Source organism: Methanosarcina barkeri str. Wiesmoor (assembly GCF_000969985.1).
Lineage (GTDB): Archaea > Halobacteriota > Methanosarcinia > Methanosarcinales > Methanosarcinaceae > Methanosarcina > Methanosarcina barkeri_B.
The window spans coordinates 4,524,348-4,542,445 of record NZ_CP009526.1 but is presented as its reverse complement, the minus strand read 5'-3'; the positions used below and the strand labels follow the sequence as shown (position 1 = coordinate 4,542,445).

Here is an 18,098-nt window from a genome sequence, read left to right as displayed (position 1 = left end):
AACTTACATTTTCAGGCAGTTTCGGCTGCTTTTTGAGTTACATTAATTTTTGTTCCATTTACAAGTGAAAGTGCTTCACAGGGAATATAGACTTTATCAGTTGCTGGAGCGTAGACGACTATTCCTTCTAACTCATGCGCTACGCCATTCTTGATAAGAATATTCGTGTCCACTGGCAGTTTTGCATCTCCAATTTCCAGCACAGGGTTTGAGGAATTTGTCATATTTAGCAGGTATTCATTTTTATCCAGTTTTCCATCTCCGTTATCTTTGGAGAAAACCTTACCCACATCAATAAAGAGATGCGAGTTAGTCTTGTTAAGGTCAAATCCGAGTTCTTTAGCTATGTGTCCTGCAATTTCTGTATTGTCAACATGGCCTGTTAGATCGTTAGGACCATACGCCCACAGAGGGACATCGTCTCCGGAATGTCCATGAGTAGTCCAGCCAATTACTGTGTGATTGCGGCTGATTACCTCACTAATTGCATAGTCAAGTGAGAGGCCTTTTCCATCGTTGTAGAGCTTAAGAATTTCAGCTATATCTTCATCAGTAGCATCAATGCTCCACCAGTTTTTTAACTGTTTTTTGATATTTTCAGATGAAAGATTAGTCCCTATTTTTGTCTCAAGACCTGTGGAACTGAGTTTCATACCCTTGAGAGGCTCAATGACATCTTCTACGGTTGTGGATGTATAATTGGAGTCAGAGTTGCTGCCAATAGTCATGCCGCCTGTATTATGATCCGGGGAAGCTAGGACTAGAGTATGTCCGTCCTTTTTAGCAAAGTCAACTGCAACCTTAACAGCTTTATCAAAAGCCAGAAAATCGGTTACAGCATAGTTAGGATCATTGGCGTGATCTGCCCAGTCAACCTGGCTGCCTTCGACCATTAAGAAGAAGCCATTTTTATCCTGAGATAACAGTTCAATGGACTTATTGGTCATTTCTGCAAGAGAAGGCTGTTCAGGTGCAAGTGAGGAGCGATCGATATCCGGCATCATGTGGCTACTGGCAAAAAGACCCCATACCTTGCCAGTGGTCAGGTTCATCATCTGATCTCTGCTGTCAACATACTGGTAGTTTCTGTCAAGAAGTACTTTTGTCAGGTTTTCTCCGTCAGTCCTTTTTCCTCCCTCGGCTACAGGTACGAGATAACTTGAACCGCCACCAAAAATCACATCAACGTTTTCATAAACCATCTGTTTCATGATTTCGGTTTCATTATCTCTGTTATCAACGTGAGCAGCAAAAGCTGCAGGTGTGGCATGGCTCACACGAGAGGTTGCTACAAGTCCTGTAGCTTTGCCTTCTAGCTTTGAGCCTTCAAGTACTGTTGCAAGTGGTCTGTACTGCAGTTCTTCAGGTGGAATTTCCAGTGTACTTAACACAGAACTATTGCTTGGTCCAACGCTTAAAAAACCGTTAGTAGTTTTATATCCCGCAGCAAATGCGGTTGCAGCTGAAGAAGAGTCGGTAATGACTGAATCAGTGCTATAAGTAGAAACCGTTCCAGTCACCATATTGTCAAGCTCAAGAGGCTTTCCACTATACCAGCGAGCTAAAGTCTCCACACTTTGGGAACAACCATCAGGAATCAGGACAATCACGTTCTTTATTTTAGCTTCCGGCGTTACAGGAAATTTGCAGTTAGTAGAATTCGTGAAGTTTACGCTAGAATTCGAACCAAATTGTGCAGCGGCTGCAGAACCAACAGTTCCAAGCAGCAAAAGTCCTGTTACTATAATAATTAATAAAGTATCAGTTTCCTTAGTCTCCATATTATTACCTCAACATTGGGAATAATTTTTAAGTTTATGGTTTAACACAATATAAAAAATACAAATCCCAATTTTAAAAAAGAAGCCAGCTGTATTTGAATCTTTCACATATAGAATATATGCAGATTTATACTCAATATTTGTGAAATATGGCTATGTAACTCTATTTTGCTGTATCAGTTATTTATTAAAATATTTAGGATATATACTCATTTATATACTTGATAGTTCTCCATAAACTGTATACAAAAGAATACTATTACAGTCTAAAGAATCTTTATTATAAAATTAAATAATTCAGATTAGACAACATAATCTGAAAAATAGGTTAAATTCCAGACATCATCCTGCTGATCACATTACTTTCAAACCAGAAACCAGAACCTGAAATTCTCTGCAGAGGCAGCTTCTGTAGAACATTATATGGTTGCTTAATGATATTTTTTATTCAGAGGCAAAGATTTTGGCAAATAAATTTTTGGTAAATAAATATACTTTTTGGGTATAATCTTAGTACTTGCCTAACTAATTATGTAGAACAAGAAAATATATATAGGGGGCTGCGCTTTATTACTTAGTAGCGTGGGACCAGAACATACAAACAGACCAGAAAACATGCCAACATCTATTAAACCCAAATTTCCTGTGCTACTCTTTTTTAAATTGGGTTTTGTCTCTAAATCTCTTCATTCTATTTTTGAAAAATATACAACTGTTTCGTACAGAATAGCTTACTTTTACGCAAATTGTTTTTGAAAATATTAAGTCCATAGATAACGGTTTAGAGTAATGAAAGAAAGGTATATACTGGGATTGAAATAAAATGAAAGTCTTACTTTTCATGTGCGGAGAAGGGCTTGGACACACAAGTCGCTGCCTTGCTTTGGGACAAGAGTTTCTGACTGCCAGGCATGAGGTATACTTTGGAGCATATGGTTACTCAAAAAAACTGGTAGAAAAAACAGGGTATCAGGCATATGAGATCCCTCCTGAAATAAGGCTAGTTGGAGAATCCGGAATTTTTGATGTCAAAAAATCCATTAAAGAAACCTTAAAAAGTATTTCTCTTTCAGAGTTCAGAAAGCTTCTGAGGTTGATTGAGGAACTCAAACCTGATATTGTACTTTCGGATGGTTACTATACAGGTATCCTTGCTGCACAGATTAAAAAGATTCCTGTGTATTTTATTGGCCACCAGTTCAATATGGTGGAGTTTTTTCAGAATCAGGATTTCCTGGTGACAGTAGCAGGAAAACTAGTCCAGAGTTTTTACAATTACATCTTCAAAAGTGTAGATGGCATTATTGTGCCTGATTTTCCTCCTCCGTACTCTGTAAACAGAAAAAATTTCAATTTTAGTAAAAGTATCAATAATACCATTTTTTTCAGCGGCCCCCTTATCAGGTGCAAATATCGTGAAGTCGAATCAAAAGCCTTCCAGCACCCAAACGTCCTTTCAACCATTGGCGCTTTCGGATACAGAGCAACCATATTTTGGAGCGTACTTGAAGCTGCAAAACTGGATCATACTATCCATTATACCTTTATTTCCGGGCCCGAAATAGATCCCAAACAGTTTTCAAAAATCCCGGAAAATGTCGAATTTACATGCTTTACGGAAAATCCTTTTCCTTATTACAAAGGCTCTGACCTGGTAATCACTGCAGGAGGACATGGAACAATTCTTGAGAGCCTTTCTTTCGGACTTCCTGTGCTTTCTTTTCCGGATGAAAAGCACATAGAACAGGAAAATAACTCAACTGTACTTGAAGAAGAGGGATACGGGAAGAGAATGAGCTACCTTGCCGAGCCGGAAACTATTCTTGCCTGCATTAAAAAAATTCTGGAAGAGGACGAATACTACAAAAAAACCAGAGGATTGAAAGAACTTGCAGAGGAACTTGACGGGCCTGCAACTGTAAGGAGATTTCTTGAAGGAAAGGTTAAAAGGAAGATTTAATGAAAAAAATCGAAAGTGGAATAATTAGGGCTCTATATCTAAATTCTCTGAACGAAAGATGAAAGAACATATAGAGAAATTAAAAGAAAATTAGCAAAAAAAGAAATTGATCTAGAGTGGACTATTTATTTTACGTCCTATGAACAGAACAAAAAATGAGCTGGTTGAACATACAGGATTTTTAGGTGTTTTTTGCAAAGAAGGTATATTTGGAGGATAATATTTTCCAATATATCCAAAAGAAATATTAAAATAAAAAGTATTGTTTTTAAAGTTAAAAATAATACTTATTGAGATTATTCTATAGAAAAAACAAAAATATATATACGAGAGCTGAGTATTATTGATTGGTAACGTGGGACCAGAACCTATGAACAGACCAGGTATACGAATAGACCAGGTATACGAATAGACCAGAAATATGCCTTCACAAAGGACTTGATTAACTATCCCATGTTACTTTTTTTACAGTGAGCCAGTGCTCAAATCTCTTCCTTTTTCTTTTTTGGTGGCCATGAATCAATAAGTTGGCATCTTCACGATTTTACGTACTTGCTTTTTGTGCCTCAACTCCCAAAATGTACGTTTTTTATTTTCTCAGATTAATTTGGAACAAAGGTCAGCCAAAAAAATCGAATATCAAAGAAAAATTCACTAGATTAAATATTTAATTTTATATATAGGATATATACTTATCTTATTAATTACTTTTTTTAGTTCTTATATATTGACTAAATCGAATAACTATATATAACGCTATTAATTATTATTCTCAACGTTGAAACGCGAATGAGTAAGACAGAGGAATAGAAATTAAAAGAATAGTACATATTTCAGATATTCATTTCTCAGAGGCATATTATATGCCCGAGATTGCAAATTCCATGCTTGAAAACATAAACAGGAGTTCTCCGGATATTATAGTAATCACTGGTGACCTGACGGAAAACGGGCTTGCAGCCGAGTACAATGGAGCAAAGAAATTCATTGACAGGATTGAATGCAAAAACAAAGTGATAGTTCCAGGAAACCATGACTCTAGAAATGCCGGTTACCTCTTTTTTGAGGATCTTTTTAAAACCAGATCAACTTCTGGACAATTTGGTGAGATCACTGTAGTAGGGCTTGATTCTTCCCAGCCGGAACTCGACGAAGGGCATATTGGTAGGGAAAATTACAACTGGATAGAGAATACTTTCTCAGTAAACGGTTTCAAAGTTTTTGCCCTTCACCACCATCTTATCCCGATCCCCAGAACTGGCAGGGGAAATAATGTACTTGTAGATGCAGGAGATGTTCTGGAACTCCTGGACCGCTCTGGTGTCAACCTCGTGCTCTGTGGGCACTGGCACATCCCCTGGGTCTGGAGATTAAACGACATGCTTGTAATCAGTGCGGGAACTGTCTGCTCTTCCAAAGTCCGTGGAAAAATGTCTCAGTGCTACAATTTTATTGAGGTTGATGCACCAGAATCCGATTGCAAGCGCTGGCATCTGCAAGTTTGCAGAGTTTTCTCTAGAGGAGAAAAAGAGAAGGTTGTTGATAGTATAATATAATTAAGCAAAAGTAAGTTCGCAAGATATGAGGTCTGGTGCTTGAGAAGTATCTTGTTCCTTCTCCTGAATAGTTTGAAAAAAGTAAAAGATATTTTTAAAAATTCATAATTACATCCCTTTTTTGCCTGGATAGCAGGAATAATAGATGCAATTACTATGGCTGCAATTACTATGGCTGCAATTACTATGGCTGCACAATCTATGAGTCTTCTTTTCAGATTTCTTCTCCTGCTTGTAAATAATTATTTGCTCGTTTTTATATTTTCAAAAACGCATGATTGATTTGGGAATTAAAATCGATCTGATTACCAAATCCAATGACGAATGTAATTTCAAAAATCACCCAACTCTGGAGCTAAATCAATTTCTTAGGGGAAATGAATGAGAAGATAATTCATTATTATCAAATTCGTTTTTAATATTCTAATATTCAGATCGGAAATCACTACATGTAGTATTTGAAGCTGCTATGAGTGTTTTAGTCTCCAATCAATTAGCCTACATTCAAGAGGATATTAGAACTTATAGTTAGTCACCAGTAGTAATAAATAAATTCAATTCAATAGTATCCAATATCAGTATATATAATCAAAATCACTATCTGCTCTTTTGTCAATAGTGATATTTTTAAAATGAAATCTGTAACTGTTGATTACAGTTATAATCATAAATATATTTTTAAAGTGGTGGGTATAAGGTGGCATATCAATATGTAAATACTTTAAGTCCTGGAAATCCTTTCAGAGATTGGCTTGTTGAGAAAGTTGTAAAGGATCAGCTTAAGAATAAGCGTTGTTTGGTTGATGTTTTTAAATCAAATTCTTCTCATACTGTCTGCAAGTATCATTTCAAGGGCCAACACTACAGTGTAGTGGCAAAGTTTTTTTCTGAACCTACAGGACAACTGAAAAATTATAATTCTTATAAAGGTATGATGAAGGAATATAAGAACCTGGAAAGAGCCTCTTCAATAATAAATGTTGCAAAACCACTTGCAGTAAATAAAAAATTTAACTGTGCACTTGTAACCGAATACATACCCGGTAAATCTTTGGCTTGGTACATAAAACATGACAAAAAACTCGATGAGCGGCTTACTGCCGTTGCATATATGCTTCGACATCTTCACGATAATACTAAGTCCTCTTACAATAGAGAAAATGAATTCAGAAATTATCATGAGGTTCTGGGCCATCTGAAACTGGATCATGATACTAGAAAGACTTTTAATAAACTGCTTGGAGAATGGTGGTACAGTTCTTGGCTCGACAGGGAATGCGGCTGTATGGTTCACAGGGATGTCAATCCCTCCAATTATATATTTTATAAAGGTAAGCCTTATGCAATTGATTTTGAAAGCTCTTGGTTGCATGCTCATCCTGTTAGAGACCTGGGAATTCTCACTGCAGAACTTAAAAACGAGTTCGAATGGCATAAAGGGGGAAGCTGGAAGGCCGAACCATACATAGGAAACTTCCTCTGGGAATATAGCAATGATGAAAAGGACTTTGCCTATATTACTAAAGTTTTGCCTTTTTTCATGAGCATAGGTTTACTTCGTTCAGCACGCATTCATCGAGGCAGCCACAGGAATTATCTAATCAAAGAAGCACGTAAGTGTTTAAAAGCGATTAATAAAGGTTAAAATGCAGTTATTCTGGGGGTATGCGAAAGGATCGAAAATCTCAAATCATGAATAAGAAACAGATAATGGTAAGTTAATAACTTTGAGTGGTCCTTCTGAAAATAAGGAGGAGCCAGATTTGAAGGTGTCAACTAAAAGGGATATATTTTGACTGCTACCAATACAAATCGATATCCAATGGTTCTTAGCATGCAGAGAAACAGGGCCATGAGATACCTTAAGAGAAGATTCCTTAAGGCTGCTTTTGCATAATACAATTAATTAACTGTGGATCAGTTATTCATTTAATGTTGAAAATAATGTCAAATTCTGAAATTACTGAAGATATTATAAATTTCCATATAAAAATGACAAATATGTACAGGCAAGGGAGCCTATAATTCGTAACTTAGTCCCTAAAGTTTCATTCTGACAAAAGGGGTAGCAGGACCATGAAAAATATTAAAATAGGGATATGAGCTTTCAAACCATAACAGAGGAAGGAACAAAGGCAAATGATACATTTATGACGATTGTTCAGACGGCAAAGAAACTGGGGATAAGTGCATATCAGTACATATGTTATAGAGTCGGCAGTACGTTTGAGATGCCATCTCTGGTTCAACTAATCAGAGAAAAAAGCTCATTGAGTGAAAATTAAAGGATTTCCACTCAATATGAAGAGGATACCTGAAAAGAAATAAACAGAAAAAGATATCAAGTCTCAAAATTAAATTCCTGATAGGTAATAAGTTAATAGTAAAATTAATACGCGGGTAATTAAATTAACCTTATATTTAACAGAGGGTTGATACTAAAGTTGCTGACTACTAATTATTTCCGCGCAAGTAAAGTTTTTTGTTTTAAGAGGGAAGGCATTTATTCTCAAGCAGGGGTGCATTTTCTTGCTTAAAGACAGAGTATTCGACAGACTTTCAGATGCAGGGTTCAGGATTCGGAATAAATCCAAATCCAGAAAGGCTTCATCACGTGAAGCTATCTTTGGATCCAGTCCTATAATTGATGCTGATTTCGTTGAGGTAGATGACGTTGAGATAGATGGAAACTGTTTCCGCGATCCGAGCCCCTCTTATGAAGCGTATTCAGAACCAATTGACTCGGACCTTATGGAAAAACTCCGAGAATATCTTAAAACGAGGTCTGAGGAAGAGATTATTGAGATCTTTATAGAGGTACGTAAAATTTTGGAGAGCCGAGGCTCTGAAAGTGATTTCCGAAAAGCATCGGGAGAGGAGATCCCTATTAATCACAGAGCAAGACTAAAAAAGATCTCAGAGAATGCTTTCAAAATCTTTCTGGAAACGGCTTCATATGGAAGAAAACAGATAATTAGTGCCTCAAAAGTAGCTTCCTCAAAAGCCTCAACAATAGCATCCGAAGGAAAAGAATCAATAATTGATTCCTCGAAAAAGATCAACGAAACATGGAATAACCTGAGTCCCAGAGACCGCAAAATTATTTCCGAATTGATAGTTGCAATGATCGAAATCGGGCTGCTTAAAGGAGCTAGCCGGAGTAAACAGGCCGCATTTTCTGTCCTGTCAAGTATATCCAGGCGCCAGACCCCGGCACGGAAAGACCTGGAAGATTTTGGAGAAGGTCTGCAGAAACTTTTCAAGCACAGGCATTGAAATACAAAGGACCAGGAATATCTTAAAAAATACTCTGCGGCCAAAACTGTCCCGCAGTCAAAAATGTTCGAGAATCAAAAATATCCTGGAACTTAAAACCTATAAGGTTTGCTTATAGCTTTCACAAAACTTGCAGGACTTTCTGCAACATTCCAGTTTTCGGCATTCCCTATAAGATACGTGTGATCCGAAATCTGTTGCAGTCCGCCGGCATCATAATTTCCGATAATCAGGGAAAAGATCCGGGCTCTTCTTTCGGCTTTTATCTCATTCCATTCCCGAATAAGGGGCTTTTCTGAGAGTTCGGAATAACCATCGGTAAGGAAAAGAAGATCAGCTCCCTCGAAAGCTTTTTCGTTTTTCATAGCCTTAAGGCCTGCTCGAAGTGCGGTATTAAAATCAGTGCCTCCGCCGAAAGTAAATTTCAGGAACTCCAGAAACTCCTCACCCATACGCTTTTTATTTGTAAGTTCAATTTCGACTGTCTGCCACTTAGAGGAGAAGAGAATCACTTTAACATCCCTGTTTTCTGTCAACATTCTTCGCGTAACTGCCAGAACTACAGCTTTTGCAAGAAGCTCTGGGCTTCCTCTCATCGACGCCGAGGTATCTACAAGGGCGACTACAGGTCCTTTTCTCTTTTTTCCGGCACTATCCGAGTTCCAGTTTTCTCCTTTTAGCTGGTAGGTCAGGAGTTTTCCTTCAAGCATATCAGCATAGAATTTACGCTTCAGTAGAGGATTTTTTAGCTTTACGGTTTCTGCTGGAAGTAATGTACGGAGATCGCCTGAAAAGGTAACCGAATGGACTTCGCTTTTGCTATACGGAGATAAACTCAGCTTTTTTGAGCCGTACTCAAGTTCGATTCTTCCTACCTGCTCAAGAATTTCGTGAATTGCCGAGCTCTTTCTAAGAAGTGCGGCGTATTTTTCAAGGTTTCCAAAATATTCTCTGTGAAGAGCCTTCAAGGAGTAATCCCAGGCTCTGCCCGGAAAGAGCATTGAGAGAATTTCTAGCATTTCAAGGTGGTCTTCAAGCACAGGGATAAGCTCTTCAATTTTTGCAGCTATGCTTTCTTCTATAACAGAATCCAGTACTTCTCCTGCCTTCTCTGAAGACATGAAGTTCAGAGTCATTGAAGCAAGTCTTTCGGATTCCGCAGTATTTCCAGCCTGTATATCTGGATTTTCCCAGTTCTCATGCTCAGGGTCTTGCAGAGAACTTTCCTGCTGGAAGGAACTCTCCTGCTCAAGAGAATTTTCCTGCTGGAAGGAACTCTCCTGTGGAAGAGAACTCTCCTGTGGAAGAGAATTCTCCTGTGTAAGGGAACTTTCTTGTTCGAGAGGATTTTCCTGTTTGTTTTCCTGAGTTGCCTGTTGATTGGATATGTTAGGATTTTCCTGAAACCAGAAATTTTCCTCAAGATCTCTTATTCTGTTTTGTTCCCATGCCGATTGAGTTTCATCGATTAGCTTCCTCAGAGCTTTAAGGCTTTTTTCCAGGTTTCTTGCGAACTTTTTTGAAAATTTAGATTCCAATTTTCCATAGTCATCCAGAAGTGTAAAAAGTTCTTCAAGTAGGGCTCTGAGTATAAAAACACCTGCCAGATTGTTGGCTCCGGTAAGAGTTTTTATTTCATTCCAAACTCCAAAATCCCTTAAACCTATAAAAATTGGATAAAAAGCTCCAAATTTTCTCATAAACAGCTTTTCATCTTTTATTTCGTACCCATCTTCTGAAAATAGCTCATAAATAAGAATTTCTGCAATTTCTTCCCTTACTTGCCTTGGAATCTTTCGTGGAGTTGCCAGGACATCCCTGAGCTCAATATTCAATATTGTGGAAGGATTGAAGGCATGGCTAAACGATAAAGATGAGCCGGATCCGTGAATACCCTCAAAATCTTCCTTCCGCTTTTTTAATTCCTGCATATTTTTTCCTTTTCCGGAAATTCTCCAAAGTTTTAGGAGTTTTTAGTTAAGTTTTAGGAGTTTTTAGTTAAGTTGTCTTCTTATCTATTATATTTCAGAGATTTTTCAGTTATATTTTAGTAATTTTCAGTTATATTTTAGTAATTTTCAGTTATATTTTAGTAATTTTCAGCTATATTCTAGAAGTTCTTAAGTTTCAACTACCTCTCCTGCTTTTTCAATGGTTACATCAAATACTCTGGGTTTTTCAAGCAGGAGCCTTACTTCGTTTAGACTGTTTGCAATCTCGTAAACATCGGTATTTTTGGAGCGATATTTCATCAGGATTTCCTGGCTGTCCTGCCCTGAAACCCAGATATTTTCCCGAAGGGTTTCTTCAAGCGCTTTTTCTTCTTCCTGGATTTGCTTTTTGAAATAGTTCAGTCTTTCTTCCAGATTTTCGTACTCTTTTTCATAGAGCTTCTTATCTCCATAATCAAGGCTGATCTTGAATTCAAACCCGTATTTTCTGAGGAATTGTTCTGCCAGGGATTCGAGGCTCAAGGAACTGTTGACATTGCTATAATCGAGCCCGAAACTGTAGGTATGGGTAGGAAACTCGGTATGGTGTTTCAGCAGGTCAAGGGAATTGTCGAATGTGAGGCTCCTCTGCGCTTTGACCCCTGAAAACCTTGAGCTTTTCAAGCCGCCTGTTGTCCTTCTCTCTTCTTCGTAGCACTTATTACAGGCTACCAGATCCGGCAGTTCCTGCTGCAAACAACCGTAAATGGAGTTTTTCAGATCAAGGACATCCAGTTTAAATTTGCCAGTATCCGTGCCCCCTGAAACAACCCTGTCCAGAATAAGTTTCCTGATTGCTTCCTTCTGTTCCGGCACTTCCCAGAGTACGTGCTGCAGCAGGACAGCAGTCATCCGGTCTACACTGGTATGTCCGTTTACGAATGAAGCTACTCTGAGTATATTTACAATTTTCTTCCAGCGTCGGTCCGAGACAAAAATATTTGAGTTCCTGAGTTCTCTCCGGAGTGCCTTTATAATTGACCGAACCTCAGGATCAACAGGGAGGTCTCTTGCTCTTTTTTGCGTTTCCTTTATGTCTTCTATACTGAGTTTCGTTGAGGGCACGAAATCTTCGGTGTTTTTGAAGATCAGGTCTTCAAGGTTCTCTTCGTGCTGGATATAATCCACTTTGTATCGGAACAAAAAACGGTCGTAAAGGGCTTCGAGGCTTTCGTCTTCTTCCGGCAGCTCGTTGGAAGCTCCAAAAACAGTAAAAAGAGGCACCTCAATAAGCTCCTTGCCGTTATGATATTTCCTCTCATTCAGTACAGTTAACATGCTGTTTAAGATGGAACTATTTGCCTTGAAAATCTCATCCAGCAAAGCAATATGCGCAGTTGGAAGGTAACCCTCTATCCGCCTGCTGAACTCGTCCCTCTCAAGCGCCTTAAGGGAAAGCGGTCCAAATACCTCTTCAGGCGTGGAAAAGCGGGTCAGAAGATAATGAAAAAAGTTTCCTCCATCTATAGTTTCGCAGATTTTGCTTGCAAGCAGGGTTTTTGCAGTTCCAGGTGGGCCAAGTAAAAGGACATGTTCGCCAGAAAGGAGTGCAAGAAGAGACCCGTTAATTTCAGCATCTCGTTCTTTAAAATAGCCTGAAAACTCCTGTTTGATAGTGATGACCGTATTCTTTAAATCCAGGACTCTCATAATTTCAAGACCTTTATAAATTTCTTTTTTTCAGCATCCTGCCTCTAGTATGTGAGAAAGATGCTACAGTATTGAACTGCAATAGACGGTTAGAATAATGTAAAAAAATGAACTTCCTATTTTTATGGGCCTTGCCTTAATTAATTTTTCTAAAAATTATTGTCCCTACCACCAATATGCCTGCGGATTATGTTTCTTCTCAGTGATATACCTTTCTGCTTTGATACTACTAAAGCCCAGATTTTTATCAGACTTTTTGTTCTGGGCTGGTATCCACCTTAATTAAAGTTGGGTTGGTATCTACCTTGATTAGAGTTCCTGCAGTCCTGATGATCCTGCCTTTTAACCATCCGAAGAAATTATGCATAAGAAAGGTGATGATTAAGAAGAATGATTTAAATTCACCTGAGTGAGAATATTCCTGGTGACGAAAAAATAGAAATAGCATTCTAAAAATATATCGAATTCCGGAGTCCTTGCATGAATGATTTCGAACGTGAAAAATACAGCCGGCAGATCCTTCTTTTTGGGGAAGAGGGACAGGAAAAGTTGAAGAAAGCAAAAGTGCTGGTTGCCGGGGCAGGCGGGCTGGGGAGCCCGGTTTCCACCTATCTTGCAATAGCAGGAGTTGGAAAAATAATTCTTGCGGATTTCGATTCCGTGGATCCTAGCAATCTAAATAGGCAGTTCCTTCACCATCAAAAGGATATAGGGAGGCTTAAGATAGAATCAGCAAAGGAAAAACTGCTCTCCATGAACCCGGATATCGAGGTTGAAACCATAGCAGAGATGCTTACCGAATCAAATCTCGAAGCTCTGGTTCCTGAATGTGACGTTATAGTTGATGCGCTTGATAACCTCGAAACTAGGCATATGCTTAACAAGCTTGCCATAAAAAGAAGGATTCCTTTAATACATGGGGCAGTTACCGGCTATGACGGCCAGGTGACAACAATAGTGCCTGGAAAAACTCCTTGTTTTTACTGTATTTTTCCACGCATTTCCAAAAAGGAAGTTTTTCCAGTTTTAGGGGCAACCCCAGGGATCATAGGTTCCATCCAGGCAAATGAAGTAATTAAATTCCTGACAGGACAGGGGAAGCTTCTGGAAGGTCGCCTTCTGTTCTGGAATGGACTTTCCGGAAATTTCAGTGAGATTTCACTCTCAAAGCTAAATAATTGTCCTGTTTGTGGGAATATTAAGGAAACATGTAGAGATAAATGAGATCTTTACCATTTTAAGTCAGGGTATCTCTTTATTTCAATTCCCTGCCGTCTATTGACCAATTTATATATATCTTCAGTAATAATATCACATAGGATTCTTATTACAGGGGATCTTGTACGAGGGGAATTTGATGAAAAAAAAGACCATGCCAGTTGATAAGGAAGTCAATTGTTTGGACGGGAACTCAAATTTATGGTCTTATGGATTCCAGGATCTGAATATTTTCTCGCCGACTTCACTTTCTGCTTCACTTCCTGCTTCAATCCCGAATGTGCCTTATCTTGACCTTCGGATCTATAGGGAACCCATGATAAAGTCATTGATCAAGGTACACAGTAAAGATATGTACCGACTGCTTGAGAAAGTTCACTTTGATGGAAACTATTACAGGATAAAGTGTATAAGTTCAGGGGAATGGGAGTACTGCTGGGATTTGGCTGTCAGGGTTCAATTTTTCGGAAAAATACTGGGAATGACTCTTTATCCCAAGCGTCTGGTCTCACAGAAAGAAAAAAGGATTGTCTACAGGTCCATGATCCTCATTAACCCTTACCAGCTCTGGGATGAAGATATTGTAAAAAAATTCTGGAACTTACAGGAGAGAGTTGAGTTCCTGATAGCCAGAATTCTTTTTCATGAATGTATTCACGTTATGATCTCGCTTGGAAACATTCTGCCTTCAGGCTTAGGAAACACGGACATTTATCTTGAGTTCAAGAAGATGCTGGAAGTCTCGGTTTCCGAGAACCTTTCTCACGAGCTTCATAATGTGCAGTTCCGCCTCTGGAATCTTGTGCTTTTTGGATATTCAGGGTCAGAAAGTGAAAAAAAACTACTTGAAAGAGTTCAGGAAATATATGAATTTCTGATCAACGAAAAGTACACTAACCAGAAAACTGGAAAAGCCTTTCGTTTTCCCTCAAACAACAAAAAAATCGCCAGAAAATACTCCTGGATGGCAGCTGTTAAAGCCGGGGGAGACAAGCAGGTTAGCAAAAGAATCTGGCAGGTAGAGGTCCGCAGACTCAGGATAGCACTGAGAGAACTCTTTGAGGGAATTGATACGGAATTAAGTAGTATGGAATTTACAATGGGCTAAATCATACGTGCAAGACTTACGCGGTTGAAACGGGAAATCGATAGCGTTAAACTTTAACGGTCTAAAAAGAATCTCTAATTACGCCGCTTATTGTGCTTGGTTTTGTATCTTGAGTGCGTAAGTCCTATGTGGATAATTCGGAATAAATAAAATGAAAAAATTTGAATAATATATAATAAAATTTGAATAATATATAATAAAATTTGAATAATATATAATAAAATTTGAATAATATATAATAAAATTTGAAGAGCAAATAAGAGAATAATTATTGAAACGGTGGGTTTTCTGACCTTTTTCTCTTTACCACCTTCATTCTGTGATTCGTTGTTTACTTTCTCCCTTCTTGGTTCCTGTGGTTTTATTACTTATGTTATCTCTACTGCTTTGTTTTTTAGAGCTGAACCTTACTCCCCTGTTTCAGAATTTTTGCAATTTTTGTTATATCAGGAAGTTCATGCATAGGGTACTCTTCGAAGAATATAACCTTCTGTTCCTCGTCAATAATTATGTTCGCCCTCTGAGAGACCCCCTCTTTTTCTCTGAATATTCCATATGATCTGGCAACCTCCCCATGCGGCCAGAAGTCTGAAAGAAGCTTGATATGTGTAATTCCAAGTTCCTTAGCCCAGGCTCTTTTTGATGGTATGGGATCCACACTTATACCAAAAGCCACCGTGTTCAATCTTGTGAACATTTCGTAGTTTTCCTCAAGTGATTTCATCTGTTCTGCACACACGCTTGTCCAGGCGAGTGGATGGAATGATAAAAGAACTTTCTTGCCAGCGAAATCATATAGATGTACTTCTTTCTGTTTATGGTCTCTTAGCCTGAAATCCTGGATTTTGTCTCCGATTTTAATCCCACTCATGATAATTTCCCCAATTCAATAAAATCGTCTATGTTTAATAAATTGTCTGCTTGCTGACCTGTTTAACACTGCTTGCAGTTTGACATCTTTGACAACGAGAAGTAAAGATTGGAATGTAAAAAAGGTTCAAATCTGGAGATAAAGTAAAAATAACGTTAAGAATGGTTTATATTAAAAAAGAGGTGGGAAACAAAAGTAAAAATAGTATGAATAAAAAGGACTAAATAATCAACAGCCTTTAAATGATTATAAAAACTTTGTTTCTCTTCTCTACCTAAAACGCATAGTGAACTTGAAATTATGGTAAAATTAATTTTAAATCTTATTTACTTAATTTTCTTAGTTTTTTTTCTTGAGAAGGTTCTTGCATTTTTCAATTATACCTTTATTATCCGATGATTGTGTGCTATTATTTATTCTACTGCGTTTCATTTGATCGTGTTCTCTACGAGATATTGGTTTAGAAGTTTTTTTGGACATTGTTAAACACCATTAAATGTAATAAAATCAACCTTTCTTAGGTTATGCCCGTGAATTGTCAATCAATTATAAAAAATGAGTGGATTTGTTATTTTTAAGTAAACATATAAAAATTTTTATATATTCGATTTTTCAATAACTGACAGACACTGTTGTTCTTATTTATATCCAGAGTTGGTGCAATAACCGGTGAAATGTTAGTGATTCTAAACTTTTCTGAAGATTGAAATTATATACCATATTTACTGTACAACTTAAATATAAGAGTAACGAAAGTCCCTGAGAAAATTCTTATTCCTTTTCCGGTATTGCAAATTTTATAAAAAATTCAGTTCCAGAGTTTCTTTTTAATTCAAATTTGCCTTCTAGTTGGTCTACAAGGATAGCAATTAACTGAAAGCCAAGAGTGCCAGAATCTTCTAAATTAATGTTTTCTGGGATGCCAACTCCATTATCTGAAACGGTTAAGATAAAGTTAGTAACCTTGTTTTCGTAATCTCCTTTTATGCTTCCTGGTGCGTCATTTAAAAACTCTGTATCTATTTCTTTACAAAGATCTTTACAAAGCCTGATTTGAATTATTCCGTTAGTTCTGCCTGAGAATGCATACTTGAGAGAGTTTGAAATAATTTCATTGACAATTAGCCCAAGAGGGACTGCAATATCGATATCGAAGAAAATATTCCCTTCAAGATCCATATCTAAGCTAAGGTTCTTAAACAAAAAAGAATTTTAAGCCTCGTGAGTGATTTGAACACGCGACCTAGTGATTCAAGTCACTCGCGCTATCGGGCTGAGCCAATGAGGCTTTATTTTCTCTTAGGACTCACTAGAACCGAGTGTTTAAAGTTCTCTATTTTATTTGTATAATTACTGGCAAATTTAATTGGCCTACATAAGCGTTTTTGGTAGCCGCTGCACAAAGTTCCACCCCCAATAACATACTACACAGTGCCACGGTATCTATAATTGATACAACTACAAGAAAGGAGGTTAGGAACAATTGTCGTGTAGTTTTCTGCAGTTATTGGATAAATTCACGCCCTGGTATCAAATTGTAGATTACTCGACTGAATAAAGTATCTTCTTTAAACTATCTTCTGCCCGGATTCAAGTTAATTGCAATTTTGGATCACTTATAACAACGTTCCAACGTGAAAATGGTTTCAATCTCCAATCAGTTTTTAAGTTAATTGCAATAAATAAGCAGCGATTATTATAATACTAAAGAAATAGTTTCACTTTCTATTGAGTTTTCAAGTTAATTGCAGTTTACCGGCATTTCAAGATCGTCGCAAGAAGGCATAAACCATGAAGATAAATACTGTATTTAGAACTATATTTAGAACTATATTAAACATATTAATTTTATGTATCATAGGTATATGTCTTTCTGCCATCGTTTTACTAAGCGGAGACCCAAAAAATCAACTGGCTTGCGCTTTGTTGGTTGGTCTGTGTCTTTCAATGGTGTATATTCTTTGTGGTGCAGTGGAACAACTCAAATGATGAGGCAATTGAGCTGATCATTTACAAATTTCAGAAAGTACAATCTCCAGGAACCTTACTAAGCTCAAAGACTTAAAGACAATCGATATCAATAGCAAAGTAAAGACTAATTACATTTCGGCCACAACTATATGAAAAACTTGTTGAAAACTATATCTTAAATTAAAGCTTTCTGGATGTTGCTAATATGGGTATTTGGTTTATATTGTTTTGATATGCCCTGCCGTCCAAGATGTTCAACCGTTTTTGCCTTCCTTTTTATATTTATCACGGGTGGGGAAGTACCTTTAAGAGTAGAAACTAACTTAGACGAATCAGACAGCTCCATATCTGGGGCAACTAATAATTACTTAAGCTGTTCCAAATAGCAACAATATTCCAGACAGACTAGACATCAGACAGGCTTAGATATAATAGAAGGACTATAGTTTTGGCACTTCATTAAATGTCCTCTGCTTAATTACTTGTCAGAGCAATTCCACGAACAAATGGATTTTCCACTCCTCTTTAGTCCCAATTTTTTTAATTATTTTTTTCTGATTAGAAGTTCATTTTTTGGCTATAATACATCCAGACATAGTTTTAGTGTTACTTCCCATAGCATTCTTTACTGTTAAGCTGATGTTATATTTCTCTGTTTTATTATAAGTATGTAAAGTGTTTTTAGCTGTTGAACATGTGTTGTCTCCAAAGTCCCA

10 protein-coding genes, 1 tRNA gene and 2 pseudogenes are annotated in these 18,098 nt (G+C 37.5%); 6 read left to right on the top strand and 7 right to left on the bottom strand.

Going from position 1 to position 18,098, the window contains the following annotated elements:
• Window positions 1-11: 11 nt before the first annotated feature.
• A complete protein-coding gene (locus MSBRW_RS18705; RefSeq protein ID WP_011306244.1) occupies window positions 12-1,781 on the bottom strand; it encodes an alkaline phosphatase in 1,770 nt (589 codons plus the stop codon).
• An 823-nt stretch (window positions 1,782-2,604) separates the two neighbouring features.
• Between MSBRW_RS18705 and MSBRW_RS18700 the strand changes: the two genes are divergently transcribed.
• The 4 genes from MSBRW_RS18700 (at window position 2,605) to MSBRW_RS18680 (ending at window position 8,573) form a co-directional block, all read left to right on the top strand.
• The gene (locus tag MSBRW_RS18700; RefSeq protein ID WP_011306245.1) at window positions 2,605-3,741 is read left to right on the top strand and encodes a UDP-N-acetylglucosamine--N-acetylmuramyl-(pentapeptide) pyrophosphoryl-undecaprenol N-acetylglucosamine transferase; all 1,137 of its coding nucleotides are present in this window, start codon (window positions 2,605-2,607) and stop codon (window positions 3,739-3,741) included.
• Window positions 3,742-4,571: 830 nt separating this feature from the next.
• Window positions 4,572-5,297: a metallophosphoesterase family protein gene (locus MSBRW_RS18695; protein WP_394298294.1), complete on the top strand. Its 726-nt coding sequence runs from the start codon at window positions 4,572-4,574 to the stop codon at window positions 5,295-5,297.
• 697 nt (window positions 5,298-5,994) lie between these two features.
• Window positions 5,995-6,942: a phosphotransferase gene (locus tag MSBRW_RS18690; RefSeq protein WP_011306247.1), complete on the top strand. Its 948-nt coding sequence runs from the start codon at window positions 5,995-5,997 to the stop codon at window positions 6,940-6,942.
• 884 nt (window positions 6,943-7,826) lie between these two features.
• Window positions 7,827-8,573, top strand: a complete 747-nt coding sequence (locus MSBRW_RS18680; protein ID WP_011306248.1) for a hypothetical protein — start codon at window positions 7,827-7,829, stop codon at window positions 8,571-8,573.
• A 92-nt stretch (window positions 8,574-8,665) separates the two neighbouring features.
• Here the strand turns inward: MSBRW_RS18680 and MSBRW_RS18675 are convergent, their stop codons facing one another.
• Together MSBRW_RS18675 and MSBRW_RS18670 are read right to left on the bottom strand one after the other, a co-directional pair.
• Window positions 8,666-10,504 (bottom strand): vWA domain-containing protein, encoded by a 1,839-nt coding sequence (locus MSBRW_RS18675; protein ID WP_048136579.1) that lies wholly within the window; start codon window positions 10,502-10,504, stop codon window positions 8,666-8,668.
• 189 nt (window positions 10,505-10,693) lie between these two features.
• On the bottom strand, window positions 10,694-12,214 hold the full coding sequence (locus tag MSBRW_RS18670) for an AAA family ATPase (RefSeq protein ID WP_011306250.1): 1,521 nt from the start codon (window positions 12,212-12,214) through the stop codon (window positions 10,694-10,696).
• Between the two features lie 480 nt (window positions 12,215-12,694).
• Here MSBRW_RS18670 and MSBRW_RS18665 point away from each other — a divergent pair, with 480 nt between their 5' ends.
• Together MSBRW_RS18665 and MSBRW_RS18660 are read left to right on the top strand one after the other, a co-directional pair.
• Window positions 12,695-13,438: a HesA/MoeB/ThiF family protein gene (locus MSBRW_RS18665; RefSeq protein WP_011306251.1), complete on the top strand. Its 744-nt coding sequence runs from the start codon at window positions 12,695-12,697 to the stop codon at window positions 13,436-13,438.
• A gap of 133 nt (window positions 13,439-13,571) precedes the next feature.
• Window positions 13,572-14,540 (top strand): hypothetical protein, encoded by a 969-nt coding sequence (locus tag MSBRW_RS18660; protein WP_011306252.1) that lies wholly within the window; start codon window positions 13,572-13,574, stop codon window positions 14,538-14,540.
• 394 nt (window positions 14,541-14,934) lie between these two features.
• Here the strand turns inward: MSBRW_RS18660 and MSBRW_RS18655 are convergent, their stop codons facing one another.
• The 4 genes and pseudogenes from MSBRW_RS18655 to MSBRW_RS24410 all read right to left on the bottom strand — a co-directional run.
• Window positions 14,935-15,411: a peroxiredoxin gene (locus MSBRW_RS18655; RefSeq protein WP_011306253.1), complete on the bottom strand. Its 477-nt coding sequence runs from the start codon at window positions 15,409-15,411 to the stop codon at window positions 14,935-14,937.
• A gap of 771 nt (window positions 15,412-16,182) precedes the next feature.
• Window positions 16,183-16,608, bottom strand: a pseudogene (locus MSBRW_RS18650) (sensor histidine kinase); the annotation flags it as partial.
• An 18-nt stretch (window positions 16,609-16,626) separates the two neighbouring features.
• A tRNA-OTHER gene (locus MSBRW_RS18645) sits at window positions 16,627-16,699 on the bottom strand.
• Window positions 16,700-17,948: 1,249 nt separating this feature from the next.
• Window positions 17,949-18,089 (bottom strand): annotated as a pseudogene (locus MSBRW_RS24410) (PKD domain-containing protein); the annotation flags it as partial.
• Window positions 18,090-18,098: the final 9 nt, after the last annotated feature.

Bases quoted from the DNA above. Each gene is read 5' to 3' on its own strand.
- MSBRW_RS18655 (WP_011306253.1), bottom strand. From the start codon at position 15,411: ATGAGTGGGATTAAAATCGGAGACAAAATCCAGGATTTCAGGCTAAGA.
- MSBRW_RS18700 (WP_011306245.1), top strand. From the start codon at position 2,605: ATGAAAGTCTTACTTTTCATGTGCGGAGAAGGGCTTGGACACACAAGT.
- MSBRW_RS18660 (WP_011306252.1), top strand. From the start codon at position 13,572: ATGAAAAAAAAGACCATGCCAGTTGATAAGGAAGTCAATTGTTTGGAC.
- MSBRW_RS18670 (WP_011306250.1), bottom strand. From the start codon at position 12,214: ATGAGAGTCCTGGATTTAAAGAATACGGTCATCACTATCAAACAGGAG.
- MSBRW_RS18675 (WP_048136579.1), bottom strand. From the start codon at position 10,504: ATGCAGGAATTAAAAAAGCGGAAGGAAGATTTTGAGGGTATTCACGGA.
- MSBRW_RS18665 (WP_011306251.1), top strand. From the start codon at position 12,695: ATGAATGATTTCGAACGTGAAAAATACAGCCGGCAGATCCTTCTTTTT.
- MSBRW_RS18705 (WP_011306244.1), bottom strand. From the start codon at position 1,781: ATGGAGACTAAGGAAACTGATACTTTATTAATTATTATAGTAACAGGA.